The 13,014-nt window shown below is 71.2% G+C and carries 14 protein-coding genes, 2 tRNA genes and 1 pseudogene; 8 read left to right on the forward strand and 9 right to left on the reverse strand.

The window, feature by feature from the left end; translation table 11 throughout:
• Positions 1-38 precede the first annotated feature (38 nt).
• Positions 39-1,076 (forward strand): adenosine deaminase, encoded by a 1,038-nt coding sequence (locus OHB04_RS17375; RefSeq protein WP_326688605.1) that lies wholly within the window; start codon positions 39-41, stop codon positions 1,074-1,076.
• Here the strand turns inward: OHB04_RS17375 and OHB04_RS17380 are convergent.
• Complete coding sequence (locus OHB04_RS17380) at positions 1,073-1,711, reverse strand: TetR/AcrR family transcriptional regulator (protein ID WP_326688606.1); 639 nt, start codon at positions 1,709-1,711, stop codon at positions 1,073-1,075. The two genes, OHB04_RS17375 and OHB04_RS17380, sit on opposite strands and share 4 nt — an antisense overlap.
• Before the next feature lie 58 nt (positions 1,712-1,769).
• Here OHB04_RS17380 and OHB04_RS17385 point away from each other — a divergent pair, with 58 nt between their 5' ends.
• Positions 1,770-2,444 (forward strand): NAD(P)-dependent oxidoreductase, encoded by a 675-nt coding sequence (locus OHB04_RS17385; RefSeq protein WP_326807762.1) that lies wholly within the window; start codon positions 1,770-1,772, stop codon positions 2,442-2,444.
• Here OHB04_RS17385 and OHB04_RS17390 read toward each other — a convergent pair.
• From OHB04_RS17390 to OHB04_RS17415, 6 genes are all read right to left on the reverse strand, one after another.
• Positions 2,422-3,444 carry a UDP-N-acetylmuramate dehydrogenase gene (locus OHB04_RS17390; RefSeq protein WP_326809465.1) on the reverse strand — a complete coding sequence of 341 codons (1,023 nt, stop codon included), beginning with the start codon at positions 3,442-3,444 and terminating at the stop codon, positions 2,422-2,424. The genes OHB04_RS17385 and OHB04_RS17390 overlap by 23 nt on opposite strands.
• 180 nt (positions 3,445-3,624) lie before the next feature.
• The gene (locus OHB04_RS17395; protein ID WP_326688608.1) at positions 3,625-4,059 is read right to left on the reverse strand and encodes a MaoC family dehydratase; all 435 of its coding nucleotides are present in this window, start codon (positions 4,057-4,059) and stop codon (positions 3,625-3,627) included.
• Positions 4,060-4,064: 5 nt separating this feature from the next.
• Positions 4,065-4,517, reverse strand: coding sequence for a MaoC family dehydratase N-terminal domain-containing protein (locus OHB04_RS17400; protein WP_326688609.1), 453 nt, complete (start codon positions 4,515-4,517; stop codon positions 4,065-4,067).
• 165 nt (positions 4,518-4,682) lie between these two features.
• Positions 4,683-4,847, reverse strand: a complete 165-nt coding sequence (rpmG, locus tag OHB04_RS17405; protein ID WP_326688610.1) for a 50S ribosomal protein L33 — start codon at positions 4,845-4,847, stop codon at positions 4,683-4,685.
• Positions 4,848-4,938: 91 nt separating this feature from the next.
• Positions 4,939-5,011, reverse strand: a tRNA-Met gene (locus tag OHB04_RS17410).
• A gap of 40 nt (positions 5,012-5,051) precedes the next feature.
• Positions 5,052-5,124: transfer RNA gene (locus OHB04_RS17415), tRNA-Thr, on the reverse strand.
• 205 nt (positions 5,125-5,329) lie between these two features.
• Here OHB04_RS17415 and OHB04_RS17420 point away from each other — a divergent pair.
• The 3 genes from OHB04_RS17420 (at position 5,330) to OHB04_RS17430 (ending at position 8,823) form a co-directional block, all read left to right on the forward strand.
• The gene (locus OHB04_RS17420) at positions 5,330-6,658 is read left to right on the forward strand and encodes a hydrolase (RefSeq protein ID WP_326688611.1); all 1,329 of its coding nucleotides are present in this window, start codon (positions 5,330-5,332) and stop codon (positions 6,656-6,658) included.
• A gap of 41 nt (positions 6,659-6,699) precedes the next feature.
• Complete coding sequence (locus OHB04_RS17425; protein WP_326688612.1) at positions 6,700-7,368, forward strand: NAD(P)H-binding protein; 669 nt, start codon at positions 6,700-6,702, stop codon at positions 7,366-7,368.
• Positions 7,369-8,052: 684 nt separating this feature from the next.
• Positions 8,053-8,823: a site-specific integrase gene (locus tag OHB04_RS17430; RefSeq protein WP_326807763.1), complete on the forward strand. Its 771-nt coding sequence runs from the start codon at positions 8,053-8,055 to the stop codon at positions 8,821-8,823.
• A 61-nt stretch (positions 8,824-8,884) separates the two neighbouring features.
• Here the strand turns inward: OHB04_RS17430 and OHB04_RS17435 are convergent, their stop codons facing one another.
• Complete coding sequence (locus tag OHB04_RS17435) at positions 8,885-10,447, reverse strand: MFS transporter (protein ID WP_326688614.1); 1,563 nt, start codon at positions 10,445-10,447, stop codon at positions 8,885-8,887.
• A 116-nt stretch (positions 10,448-10,563) separates the two neighbouring features.
• On the opposite strand from OHB04_RS17435, the gene OHB04_RS17440 reads away from it, so the two are divergent.
• On the forward strand, positions 10,564-11,472 hold the full coding sequence (locus OHB04_RS17440) for a TetR/AcrR family transcriptional regulator C-terminal domain-containing protein (protein ID WP_326807764.1): 909 nt from the start codon (positions 10,564-10,566) through the stop codon (positions 11,470-11,472).
• 27 nt (positions 11,473-11,499) lie between these two features.
• On the opposite strand, the gene OHB04_RS17445 is transcribed toward OHB04_RS17440, so the two are convergent.
• Positions 11,500-11,676, reverse strand: a complete 177-nt coding sequence (locus OHB04_RS17445) for a hypothetical protein (RefSeq protein WP_326807765.1) — start codon at positions 11,674-11,676, stop codon at positions 11,500-11,502.
• Between the two features lie 29 nt (positions 11,677-11,705).
• Between OHB04_RS17445 and OHB04_RS17450 the strand changes: the two are divergent.
• Positions 11,706-11,973, forward strand: a pseudogene (locus OHB04_RS17450) (anthrone oxygenase family protein); the annotation flags it as partial.
• A 409-nt stretch (positions 11,974-12,382) separates the two neighbouring features.
• Positions 12,383-12,979 carry a hypothetical protein gene (locus OHB04_RS17455; RefSeq protein WP_326807766.1) on the forward strand — a complete coding sequence of 199 codons (597 nt, stop codon included), beginning with the start codon at positions 12,383-12,385 and terminating at the stop codon, positions 12,977-12,979.
• Positions 12,980-13,014 lie beyond the last annotated feature (35 nt).

Below are 13,014 nucleotides of genomic sequence, written 5' to 3' on the forward strand. Positions count from 1 at the left end.
GCTACCTCTTCGTCACCCGGATGCGGCAGGATCTTGGGATGTTGCACTCTTCCTCAGAGCGGGATCTGCGGACGCTTCCGAAGGCCCATCTGCATCTGCACTTCACGGGTTCGATGCGCTCGGGGACCCTGCTCGAACTGGCTGACAAGTACGGCGTACATCTGCCCGAGGCACTGAGCGGGGGCGAGCCTCCGCAGCTGCGCGCCACCGATGAGCGCGGGTGGTTCCGCTTCCAGCGGCTGTACGACATCGCACGGTCGTGTCTGCGGGAGCCCGAGGACATCCAGCGGCTGGTGCGCGAGGCCGCCGAGGAGGATGTCCGCGACGGTTCGCGCTGGCTGGAGATCCAGGTCGATCCCACCTCGTACGCGCCCCGGCTGGGCGGCCTCTCGCCCGCGTTGGAGATCATCCTGGACGCGGTGGAGACCGCCTCCCGTGAGACGGGCCTGGGCATGCGGGTGCTGGTGGCGGCGAACCGGATGAAGCATCCGCTGGACGCCCGTACGCTGGCGCGGCTCGCGGTGCGCTTCAAGGACAAGGGCATCATCGGCTTCGGGCTGTCCAACGACGAACGGCGCGGCTTCGCACGCGACTTCGACCGGGCCTTCGCCATCGCGCGGGAGGGCGGCCTGCTGGCCGCGCCGCACGGGGGCGAGCTGTCGGGGCCGCGCAGCGTGCGCGACTGCCTGGAGGACCTGCGGGCCACCCGGGTGGGACACGGGGTGCGTGCCGCCGAGGACCCGTGGCTGCTGGAGCGGCTGGCCGAGCGGGGCGTCACGTGCGAGGTGTGCCCGGCCTCCAACGTGGCATTGGGCGTCTATGAGAAGGCCGAGGACGTGCCGCTGCGGGCGCTGTGGAACGCCGGCGTGCCGATGGCGCTGGGCGCCGACGACCCGCTGCTGTTCGGCTCGCGGCTGGCGGCCCAGTACGAGATCGTGCGGGAGGCGCACGGGTTCTCGGACGCGGAACTGGCCGAGCTGGCACGCCAGTCGGTGCGCGGCGCCTCGATGCCCGAGGACGTGCGGACCGGCGTGCTGGCGGACATCGACGCCTGGGCGGCGGCCGTTCCGGTCTAGTGCCGCCCGGCTCCGCCCGCCTCCGTGGGCACCAGGGCGTGCATGAGGGTGCGTACGAGGCTCGCGGCGAACTCGGCGAGCGGCTGTTCCGGGCGCTCGCCCCCGGCGAAGTCGTAGAGGAACGCGCGCTGCGCGCACGCGCCCAGGAGCAGGGCCGCCGCCGCGTCGACGTCGGCGTCGGCCCGCACGGCGCCGCGCTCGCGCTCGCGGCGCAGGTAGTCGGCCAGGGCGGCCAGGGGTGTGCGGGGTCCCTGGCCGAGGGTGCGTACGCCCTCGAAGTGGCGGCGCTGGAGGGTCGGTTCGGCGTAGAGCGAGGCGGCGATCGGGAAGCTCTGCTCGTAGAAGAGGGCGGCGTGCTCGGCGATCTCGATGAGGTTGCGCTCCACGCCACGCTCCCCCGGGTCCTCGCTCAGCTCGCGCAACAGGGGGTTGAGCCGGGGCAGCCGCTCTTGCAGGACCTGGACGAAGATCTCTTCCTTGCCCCTGAAGTGCTTGTAGAGCGCCGCCTCCGAGCATCCGGCCTCGCGGGCGATCTCCTTGGTGGTCGTACGGGCGAGTCCGATGGTGCGCAGCAGGTGCTCGGCGGCGTCGATGATGCGCTCGCGGGTGGGACGCGTTGACTTCGGGGTGGGCATTCACTCACCCTAAGGGTGAGTGAACACTTACCCACCTACCGGGAAGGGACCCATCACCATGCGACTCACAGTCTTCGGAGCGACCGGTGGCGCCGGCCGGGAGGTGGTACGGCAGGCGGTGGAGGCCGGGCACGAGGTGACGGCCGTGGTGCGGGACCCGGCCCGGCTGCCGGTGCGGAACGACCTGCTGAGGGTGGTCACCGCCGACGTACGCGACGACGAGGCGCTGCGTCCCCTGGTGGCGGGCGCCGACGCGGGCCTGTCGGCACTCGGCTCCCCCACCAACAAGGGCGTGGGCATCGCCTCGGCGGGAACACGCGCGATCCTGCGCGCCCTTCAGAAAGCGGGCGTGGAGCGCTACCTGGCCGTCAGCGCGGCTCCGGTCGGCGAGCAGCCCGAGGAGGAAAGCCCGCTCTTCCGGGTGGTGGGGACACCGCTGGTACGCAGGGTGTTCAAGGCCGTTTACGCGGATCTGGCCCTGATGGAGGAGGAGATCCGGGGCAGCGGGCTGAAGTGGACGCTGCTGCGTCCCCCGCAGCTCACGGACAAGCCGGGCACCGGGGAGTGGGTGCTGCGCGAGGGCACCGCCGTGCCCCGGCGGCACAGCATCACGCGCGCCGACCTGGCGAGCGCGATGCTGGCCATGACCGGCGACGACGCCACGGCGCGCAAGGTCTACGGGGTCGCGAACGGGCCCCGCTCCCCCCGCGCTACAGCGCGCAGCCGACCGTGACCGGCTCGTTGTGGAGGGTGACGCCGAACGCGCTCTCGACCCCGTCGCGCACCTCGCGGGCCAGTGCCAGCAGGTCGGCCGTGGTCGCCGAGCCCCGGTTGGTGAGGGCCAGGGTGTGCTTGGTGGAGATACGGGCCGGGCCGGTGCCGTAGCCCTTGGTGAAGCCGGCCTTGTCGATGAGCCAGGCGGCGGACGTCTTGGTGCGCCCCTCCGCCGCGGGGAAGGCGGGCGGCGCGACGTCCGGGCCGAGGCGCTCGCGCACCCGTGCGACAAAGGTGGCGAACGCGGCCTCGTCCAGGACCGGGTTGGTGAAGAACGACCCGGCCGACCAGGTGTCGTGGTCCTCCGGATCGAGGACCATGCCCTTGCCCGCGCGGAGCTTGAGGACCGTCTCGCGCGCGAGGACCGCGGGCACCCGCTCGCCGGTCTCCACGCCCAGCAGTCGGGCCGTCTCGGCGTACTTCAGCGGAGCCGAGAGGCCGCCGGCGTCCTCCAGCGCGAAGCGCACCCGCAGGACGACATGGCGCGAGGGGTCTGCTTTGAAGCGGCTGTGCCGGTAGGAGAAGCCGCACTCCGCGTTCGGGACGGTGACGGTCTCGCGGGTGTGCCGGTCGTAGGCGACGACCTCGGTGAGGGTGCTGGAGACCTCCTGGCCGTAGGCGCCCACGTTCTGGATCGGGGTCGCGCCGGCCGAGCCCGGGATGCCCGCCAGGCATTCGACACCGGCCAGGCCCGCCTCGACGGTGCGGGCCACGGCCTGAGACCAGTTCTCACCGGCCGCCAGCTCCAGCCGCGTGCCGGAGAGCGAGAAACCGCTGGTCGCGATGCGCAGCACCGTGCCCGGGAAGCCCTCGTCGGCGATGACGAGGTTGCTGCCGCCCGCGACGATCAGCAGCGGGGTGCCGCTGTCGTCGGCCTCGCGGACCGCCTCGATCACCTCGTCGTCGGTGGTCGCCGTGATGAGCCGGGCGGCGGGCCCGCCCAGGCGCAGCGTCGTCAGCGGCGCGAGCGGGGCGGGTGCCGGGGAGGAGGCGCCGAAGCGTCCGGAGCCGGCGGGGTCAGTGGGGTCAGCGTGAAGTTCCTGCACGCGCTCAAGAGTACGAGAGCGGGCGCCCGCGGCCGGGAGCGGTGCGCCTCCGGACGGGACGGGGGTGGCGCTCCGGCCGGACGGGGGTGGCGCTCAGGCCAGCTTGACCACGGCGCGGGACATGCTGAGCACCTTCTGGCCGGCACTGGTGACCGTGAGGTCGACCTGGACCGTGCGGGCCTCGTCGTCCAGCTTGGCCGCGACCTTCGCCGCCACCTCGATGAGCGCGCCCTGCCCGTCGTCCGGTACGACGACCGGCTTGGTGAAGCGCACGAAGTAGTCCACGAGCGCGCCCGGGTCACCCGTCCAGTCGGTGACGACCCGCGCGGCCTCGGCCATGGTGAACATGCCGTGCGCGATGACGTCGGGGAGCCCGACCTCCTTGGCGAAGCGCTCGTTCCAGTGAATGGGGTTGAAGTCCCCGGAGGCACCGGCATAGCGCACCAGCCGGTCACGGTCCACGGGGAAGGTACGGACGGGCAGTTCGGTGCCGGCCTCGACATCCGCGTAGGCGACCTTGGCTGTCATCGACGTCACTCCCCTTCCACCGCGCGCGCCACCAGCTTGGTGTGCACGGTCACCACCGGACGGCCCTCGGCGTCGGTCACCTCGCCACGGATGTCCAGCACCTCGTTGCCCGCCAGGGACTTGATCGACTCGATCGTGGAGGTGACCGAGAGCAGGTCACCCGCCACGAGGGGGCGCGTGTAGGCGAACTTCTGGTCCCTGTGCACCACGCGGGCGTAGTCCAGCCCCAGCTTGGGGTCCTGCACCACGCGCTGCGCCTCGCCGAAGCTGATGGAGAAGACGAAGGTCGGCGGCGCGATCACATCCGCGTGCCCCAGCGCCCTGGCGGCCTCGGCGTCCGTGTAGGCGGGGTGGGCGTCACCGATGGCCTCCGCGAACTCGCGGATCTTCTCCCTGCCGACCTCGTAGGGACGGCTGGGCGGATACGTCCTCCCGACGAAGGACTGGTCGAGTGCCATCGGCGGCGCCTCCTGCGGCGATGGTGGGTGTACGGCGAGAGGACGGGGCGCCGGCCCGGGACCGCACCGGCGCCCGGGAGACCCGAGGGCCGGAGAAGACCTGGGTGCTGACACAGCGCGAGGCCGACCCCGGCGAGCGGGGACGGCCTCGGAGTACGAGACGATTCAGCGGGTCTCGCGGTGCACGGTGTGCTTTTTGTCGCGCGGACAGAACTTCTTCATCTCAAGCCTGTCCGGGTTGTTGCGCCGGTTCTTCTTCGTGATGTAGTTCCGCTCCTTGCACTCCACGCAGGCCAGCGTGATCTTCGGGCGGACGTCTGTGGCAGCCACGTGAGTGCTCCTTGACGAACGGACGGGGTTTCAACGCAGAAAGAATAGCCGATCGGAGGACCGAGCCCACAACCGGCTACTGTCAGTGAAGTAGCGGTGACCGGACTTGAACCGGTGACACAGCGATTATGAGCCGCTTGCTCTACCGACTGAGCTACACCGCCACGATGCGGCGATCTTCCGGCGGAAGATCCCTCACATCAGAGCCCCAAAACGGAATCGAACCGTTGACCTTCTCCTTACCATGGAGACGCTCTGCCGACTGAGCTATTGGGGCGAGCGATGAAGACATTACACGCCTGGCCGCCAAACGTGAAATCCGTATCGGCCCTGCCCGCGCCCCCGTCCGACCCCTGTCCCAACAGGCCCTGACACCACACCGATACGGCCCCGGGCACCACACCAGTACGACTATTCGCCTCCTCCCCGCTGCCGCTCACCAGGCGTCCTACTCTCATCTCCACATGCGACGTGGGAGCAAGATGACCGACGATGAGCCGCAGGAGCCGGGGAATTCCGGACGGGAATTCCGCGACGCCGCTGCCCCGCATCCTCCGCGCCCCCCTCACTCGCTCGTCCTGTGCGGAGCCCGCCTCGTCGACGGCCGCACGGTCGACGTCCGGCTGGTGTCCGACCGTATCGAGGCCGTCGGCACCGCGGGCAGCCTCCGCCCCGCGCAGGACGGCGGCACCCGGGTCGACCTGTCCGGCTATCTGCTGCTTCCCGCCCCCGCCGAGCCGCACGCGCACTACGACACCGCGCTGACCGCCGACCCCCCGCCCGAGGCCGCTGGGCGGAACGCAGCCGGGCAGAAGGCCGCTCGGCAGAAGGCGGAGGCCACCGGCGAGGACGTCCAGCGGCGCACGACCGAGGCCGCGCTGCTCCAGCTCGGCCAGGGCGCCACCGCGCTGCGCACCCATGTGCACATCGGCGGCGTCGCGGGGCTGCGCTCGCTGGAGGCGGTGCTCCAGGCGCGCAGGTCGCTGCGCGGGCTGGTGGACCTGAGCGCGGTGGCCGTACCCCGGCTGCTGACCGGAGCGGCCGGCGCCGAGGAGCTGGCCATACTGCGGGACGCCGTGAAGATGGGTGCGAGCGCGGTCGGCGGCTGCCCCGATCTGGACCCGGACCCCGGCGGCTATGTGGAGGCCGTGCTGGAGGTCGCGGCCGAGCACGGCTGCCACGTCGACCTGCACACCGACGGGAGCGACCCCGCGCGGCTGACGCGGCTCGCCTCGGCGGCCGGCGGCCTGCGGCCCGGGGTCTCGATCGGGCCGTGCGCCGGACTGGCCCGGCTGCCGCACCAGGTGGCGCTGCGCACCGCCGACCAGCTCGCGGCTGCCGGGGTCACGGTGGTCTGTCTGCCGCAGGGCAACTGCGGAATGCTGGAGCGCCCTTCGCCCGCCTCGCCCTCCCGCGTGGCGCCCGCGCGGGTGCTGGCGGCGGCCGGGGTCTCGGTGGCGGCCGGCAGCGGGGCGCTGCGCGACGCGTCCAACCAGGTCGGCAGGGGCGATCCGCTGGAGGCCGCCTACCTGCTGGCCTCCCACGGCGAGGCCCGCCCCGAGAGCGCTTACGACGCGATCAGCGCCCTTGCCCGCGCCGCCATGGGGCTGCCCGAGGTACGCGTCGAGGCGGGCTTTCCCGCCGAGTTGCTCGCGGTGCGCGGCTCGCAGCTGGCCGGTGCGCTCTCGCTCGCCTACAGCCGCATCGTGGTGCACCGCGGCCGGGTGGTGGCCCGCACGAGCGCGGTGCGCGAGTACTGCGACCTGGCGGCGGCTCCCGAGCTGGGCCTGCCGCGTCAGTCCCAGGGCTGAGGTCCGCCGCGCTGTGATCCGCGGGGCGTACGGTCAGGGGTATGCGCACAGTTATCGCTGGTGGACATGGTCAGATCGCGCTGCGGCTGGAGCGGCTGCTCGCCGGGCGCGGGGACGAGGTGGCGGGCATCGTGCGCCGCCCTCAGCAGGCGAGCGATCTGCTCGGGGCGGGCGCCGAGCCCGTCGTGTGCGACCTTGAGTCGGCGACGGCCGACGAGGTCGCCCGGCACCTGGAGGGCGCCGACGCCGCGGTCTTCGCGGCGGGCGCGGGCCCCGGAAGCGGCAGCGAGCGCAAGCAGACCGTCGACCACCACTCGGCGGTGCTGTTCGCCGACGCGGCCGAGAACGCGGGCGTGCGCCGCTTCCTGATGGTCTCGGCGATGGCCGCCGACGCCTCGCTGTCCGGGACGCCCGAGGGCATGGACCCGGTCTTCGCCGACTACCTGCGCGCCAAGGGCGCCGCCGACGACGACGTACGCTCCCGCGCGGCCCTGGACTGGACGGTGCTGCGCCCCGGACGGCTGACGAACGGCACCGGCACCGGCCGCGTGCACCTCGCTGAGCGGACCGGGCGCGGCGAGGTGACCAGGGACGACGTGGCCGCCGTACTGGTCGCCCTGCTGGACGCGCCGGGGACGGCCGGGCTCACGCTGGAGCTGGTGGGCGGCGAGACGCCGATCCCGAAGGCGATCGAGGCCATCGGCACGTGAGGGGACCCGTCCGCGGGCGCGAGCCCGTTCAGGGGCGAGGGGTGAGGGGCTGAGGGGCTGAGAGCGCGCCTGACCTGCGGTGTCCGGCCGCGCGGCCGGACACCCGCGCCTGCAAGCGCCGCCGCCTCGGCGGCCGTGCCCGGGCTGAAGTCATCGCGGGAGTCAACGGCGCAGCGGATGGCGGCAGCCGTTCCGTTTCCGAGTCGATCTATCGCACTTCTGTCGCCTGGTGGGCCGTCAGGGTGGTGCCGCGGTAAATACCGGATTTACTGCGGCGGAGCCTATCGTGATCATCGCGACCTGCGGCGGGACATTCCAGCCGCGAGGACGAGGTGTACGCATTTACTGCGGCAGTGCTGGAAAGGTGGGGCGGGGGCGTGACGATCGGAACCAGTCGGGATCGGGAGCGCGCTCCGGCTGCCGCGCGCCCGGGTGGTGCCCCTGTCCGCCCGCCGTCGTCGTACACCGCGGCGGTCGAGCGGCACCTCACCGGGGCGGGCATCGCGAAGTCGTCCGCGCGGATCTACCGGATCTCGCTGACGACGTGGGGGTGGATGCTCACCGGCGAACCGGCACCGACCGGACACGCCCGTCGGGGGCGCCCGCCGGGGGGCGAAGCCCCCCGACTCCTCCGTCGCCACGATCGACGACCCGGCCCTGCCGGAGGTACTGGCGGATCTGGCGGTGGCGCGACAGGCGGACGAGATGGATGCCGACAACGTCAACCGGGAGCTGTCCATCGCGCGGAAGGCGATCGGCTGGTGGCAGCGCCAGGGCTGGATCGAAGGCGATCCGACGATCGGCATCGAGAGGCGGCCGGCACCGCCGGACCGCACCAAGGCCCTGGCCGAGAACCAGATCACCTCCCTTTGGCACCTGGACGTCGGGCTCCGGGGAAAGACGCAGTGGAAGGTGCTCGACGAGTCCGCCGCACGGGCCGACGAGGTGCTGTGCCTGAACGTCGAGGACCTGTACCCGCAGGACAAGCGCGGCAGGATCACCGCCAAGGGCGGGGCGACCGAGTGGATTCACTGGCAGTCCGGCACCGCCCAGCTGCTGCCCCGCCTGATCGCCCGTCGGACCCGCGGCCCGCTGTTCCTCACCGGCCACAAGGCCCCCGCCGGAACGCCGACGCTCGACGTGTGCCCGGAGACCGGCCGGGCCCGCCTCTCCTACCGGCGTGCTGAGGAGCTCTTCGAGGGGAACACCCGGCTACTGGCCGACCCGCTCGCCCCACCCGAGGACATCGACGAGGACCTGGACGGCTGGACGCTCCACCGGCTCCGCCACAGTGCGCTCACGCATGACGCCGAGGACGGTACCTCCGCCCCGATGCTGCTGGCCCGCTCCCGCCACGCCTCGGTCCGCTCCGTGGAGCGATACGCCCGCCCGGGCGTCGACGCCGTGGCCCGGCACGTCGCAGGACGCGACCCCACCGCCAGCCGCCGCAGGTGAGCCTCAAGAACTGACCTCGCGGTTACTTGCTACCTGGTGTCCGAACCAGGACTACAGGCCATCACGACGCGAGGGGCGCGGGCCGTGGGTCGGCAGGTGATTCCGTCGTGCGCGTCGTCTTGCCCGCGCCCCTCAGCCACGTGAACGAGAAGAGGGCGGCACCGGCCATGACGACGGCCGCGCCTACAGCTGCGAAGCTCATCCCGTGTGTGAAGGCGTCACGCGCGCCCGCCAGTACGGCATCTGCGGTCCCGTCCGGCAGCTGGGCCGCGGCGGCCGTCGCACCGCCCAGCGTTTCGCGGACGGCTTCGGCCTGCGGTACTCCCGAGGGCAGTGCTCCGGCCATGTCCCGGGTGTATACCGCTGCCCCGATGGATCCGAGGATCGCCATGCCCAACGCTCCGCCGAGCTCCTGGCCCGACTCCAGCACGGCCGCGGCTGATCCCGCGCGCTCCGGCGGGGCCGCGCCGAGGGCGAGTTCGTTGGCAAGGGTCATGGCGGCGACCAGGCCGCCCGCGTACAGGGAGGCGCCGGCGAGGGTGAACCAGAGTGCCGAGTCGGTGCGCACCTGGGTCAGCCAGAGGAACCCGCAGGCGGAGAGGAGGAAGCCGCCGCCCATGACGTACGCGCGGTCCATGCGCTGTGCGAGCGCCGCTGCGGCCGGGGCCATGACGGCCACTCCGGCGGCCGGTACCAGGCTCCACAGTGCGGCGTTGAACGGGCTCAGGCCGAGGACGGACTGCAGGTACTGGGTGAGGAAGACGGCCATCCCGACCGTGGCGAACATCGCGAGGAGGTTGGCGAACACCGGGCCGCCGAAGGTGCGCCGGCCGAGCAGGCCGAGGTCGATCATCGGATATGCGAGGTGTTTCTGCCGGCGCACAAAGACGAAGCCGAGCACGAGCCCCACACTGATGGCGAGGGCGGGCAGCGGCTCGTACCCGTGCCGGGCCCATTCCTTGATGCCGTAAATGACCAGCAGCACAGCGCCGAGTGACAGCACCGCGCTCAGCAGGTCGAAGCGCTCTCGCTTCGCCGGCTTGAACTCCGGCACCAGGAACGGCACCAGCACGAGCAGCAGCACCATCGCGGGCAGGTTGATCAGGAAGACCGCGCCCCACCAGAAGTGCTCCAGCAGCAGACCGCTGACCACGGGCCCCAGCGAGATGCCCGTCGTCATGACGGCGGTCCACAGGGTCACCGCCTTGCCGCGCTGCTTCTCGTCGTGGAAGAGGTTGCGGATCAGGGCGAGAGTCGAGGGCATCAAGGCGGCGCCGCCGAGACCCAGCAGCGCGCGCACGGCGATGAGCAGTTCAGCCGTGTGCGCGTACGCCGCGGCGACCGAGGCCGCTCCGAAGAGCACCGCTCCCGCGAGCACCAGCGTGCGCCGGCCGATCCGGTCGCCGAGCGCCCCCATCGTGATGAGGAGCCCGGCGAGGACGAAGCCGTACATGTCGAGGATCCACAACTGCTGCGTCGCGCTGGGCTGCAGGTCCTGGCTGACGTAGGGAATCGCGAAGTACAGGACCGAGACGTCCATCGAGACGAGGAGCAGGGGCAGCATCAGGACGCCCAGGGCGGTCCATTCCTTGCGCCCCGCGCGAGGGTTGGGTGTGTTCTCCATGAGCGGCAGGGAACCGGGAGCGTGGCGTACGCCGCAAACAGGTACCTAGTGCACCCCGCCATTACTCGGCTTTGAGCAGCCTGAATGCCCTGTGAGTGCACTAGTACAGTGCGGTCATGGCCATGGAACCGCCCTATCTCCGCATCGCCGGCGCCATCCGTCGGCGTATCGACTCGGGTGAGCTTGAGCCCGGTGCCCGTATCCCTTCCACCCGGAGCATCACCCAGGAGTGGGGCGTCGCCATGGCGACCGCGACGAAGGTGCTCGCCACTCTGAAGCAGGAGGGTCTGGTGCGGGCCGTGCCCGGCGTCGGCACCGTGGTCGCCGAGTCAGGACGAGAACGGCCGTCGACTCCCCACCACGGACTCACCCGGGATCGCATCGTCCGCACCGCGATCGCTCTCGTCGACGCCGAAGGTCTCGCCGCGCTCTCCATGCGCCGAGTCGCAACCGAGTTCGGCGTCTCCACCATGGCGCTCTACCGCCACGTTCCGAGCAAGGGCGAGCTCGTACGGCTGATGTCGGAGACCGCTTTCAACGGAGAACCGCTGGGGTCGCGACCGGCCGGCTGGCGCGCGCAACTGGAACGGGAGGCACGCTGGCTGTGGGGCCTGTACCAGCGCCATCCCTGGCTGGCACGAGCCATGGCTGCCCTCACCCGGCCGATGGCCTCGCCCCACGCGATGCGATACACCGAGCGGGTCCTCAATGCCCTGAACGGCCTGGGGCTGACGCCAACCCAGATGATCCACGTCCACCTCGCGCTTCTCGGGTACGCGCAGGGCGTCGCGGCGGCGGTCGAGCTGGAGTCGCAAGCGCGGCAGGACACCGGCATGACACCCGAGGAGTGGATGGCATCCAACGAACCGCGGATGGAGACGATCCAGACCGCTGGGTCCTATCCGATCCTGTCCACTCTCTTCGACCAGGAGGGGTTCGACCTCGAACTCGACACCCTCTTCGAGTTCGGGCTCGCACGGATGCTGGACGGAGTCGAATCACTCATCGGGCAACCCGGAGGCTAGGACTACTGAGATCGCACCTGGAGTTCGTCACGTTCGGGCCGCAGCCGGTACGGCCTCGGGGATGCGCGGCCCGGGTACGACGGCCGCCCGGACTGCCAGGTCCAGGTCGAGGCGGCTGTCCATGTCCAGCTCGAACCGACCATAGGGATTCACATGCGTCCAGAACAGCGGGGACAGGGCCCGCCGGTCCGCGTCGGTGAGCATGTCGGCCCACTTCGTATCGGCGAGGCACCTCGCTCGTCCTCGTCGCGGTCTGGGCCATCGCCGGATGGCACCCACCACGGCACCGGCCTCGTCATCACCGCCGGCGCGCTGCTGATCCTCAGCGTGATCATGTCGCTTCTGCTGCTCGTCCCGATCAACAACCGGGGCAAGACGTGGACCCCCGGGAACCGGCCCGAGGACTGGAAGGAGCAGATGAACCGCTGGGACCGCTTCCACGATGTCCGCGTCGCCGTCATCATCGCTGCCTTCGCCCTGCTGGTCGCCGCCCTCGCCTGAGCCCGCGGGCCCGGGAATGCAGCTGCCGCCAGAGCCCGCGACTGCGATCCCGACGAGCACGTCCCTCGATGACCTATGCGGCTCTCGACTCCGGTTCGGGTGAGGTCTTTGATCCAGATCACCGAGGCACGCAGGTGAAGCCCGGCGAGGTAGCTTTCCGGGGCCTTGTCGTCAGTTCCACCAGGAGTCGTCAGTTCCACCAGGAGGGGGCGAACGGGCAATCCTGAGCGGCTTCCGGCAGAGGGCTTCGTGACGGCTCCACGCTGCCTGCCGTAATCCTTTGGTGGCACCTCTCCGTCGACCGTGCGGCGGAGCCGAGTCCGCCCGCAGAGCGATTCCCAACGACCCCGCGACTGGGATCTTCATTTCCGAACGGGTCAGCCGCCGCCCACGGAACCGAGGACCGAACATGCAGTCGCTCCAGCACGCCGAAGAACCCTCTGCTGTCCGCCCCGGACGGCTCCGCGCCGCATGGCGGACGGCACACGAGCCCGTCGGCGGAGTTTCTCGACGAATAAAACTCGCCGCCTACGCCGTGCCGTTCACCGTCCTGCCCGCCGGCATCTGGCGGCTCCCGGCCGCATTCGACGACGGGATCGGGATCGGCGAGCGGGCGTACATCGTCTTCCTGTCGGTCCTGTCCGAAGTCCTCGCATTTACCGCGTTCGGCCTGATCGCCCGCTGGGGCGAGGTGTTCCCGCACTGGATTCCGTTCCTGCGCGGTCGCCGGGTCCCGACGAGGGCGGCGGTCATCCCGGCCACCATCGGGGCCACGATCCTCACCCTCTTGTTCACCCTTTTGTTCATCGTCTCCGAGATCAGGGGCACCACGATCCGAGGCGACGCCATGTCGGCCGACTACCCGAGCCGAGCCGGTGGCTGGGAGTCTGCCTGGTTCTATTTCTGCTACGCGCCGCTGGTCTTGTGGGGGCCGTTGCTGGCCGTACTGACCGTCGCGTACTGGAATCGCCGTCGTGCGGCCGGGAACGTGCCCGCGGTCGCCTGAGCGCCGGAAGACGATCACGCCCCGCCAACCCAGGA

The sequence above is a fragment of the Streptomyces sp. NBC_01775 genome, assembly GCF_035917675.1.
Classification (GTDB): Bacteria; Actinomycetota; Actinomycetes; order Streptomycetales; family Streptomycetaceae; genus Streptomyces.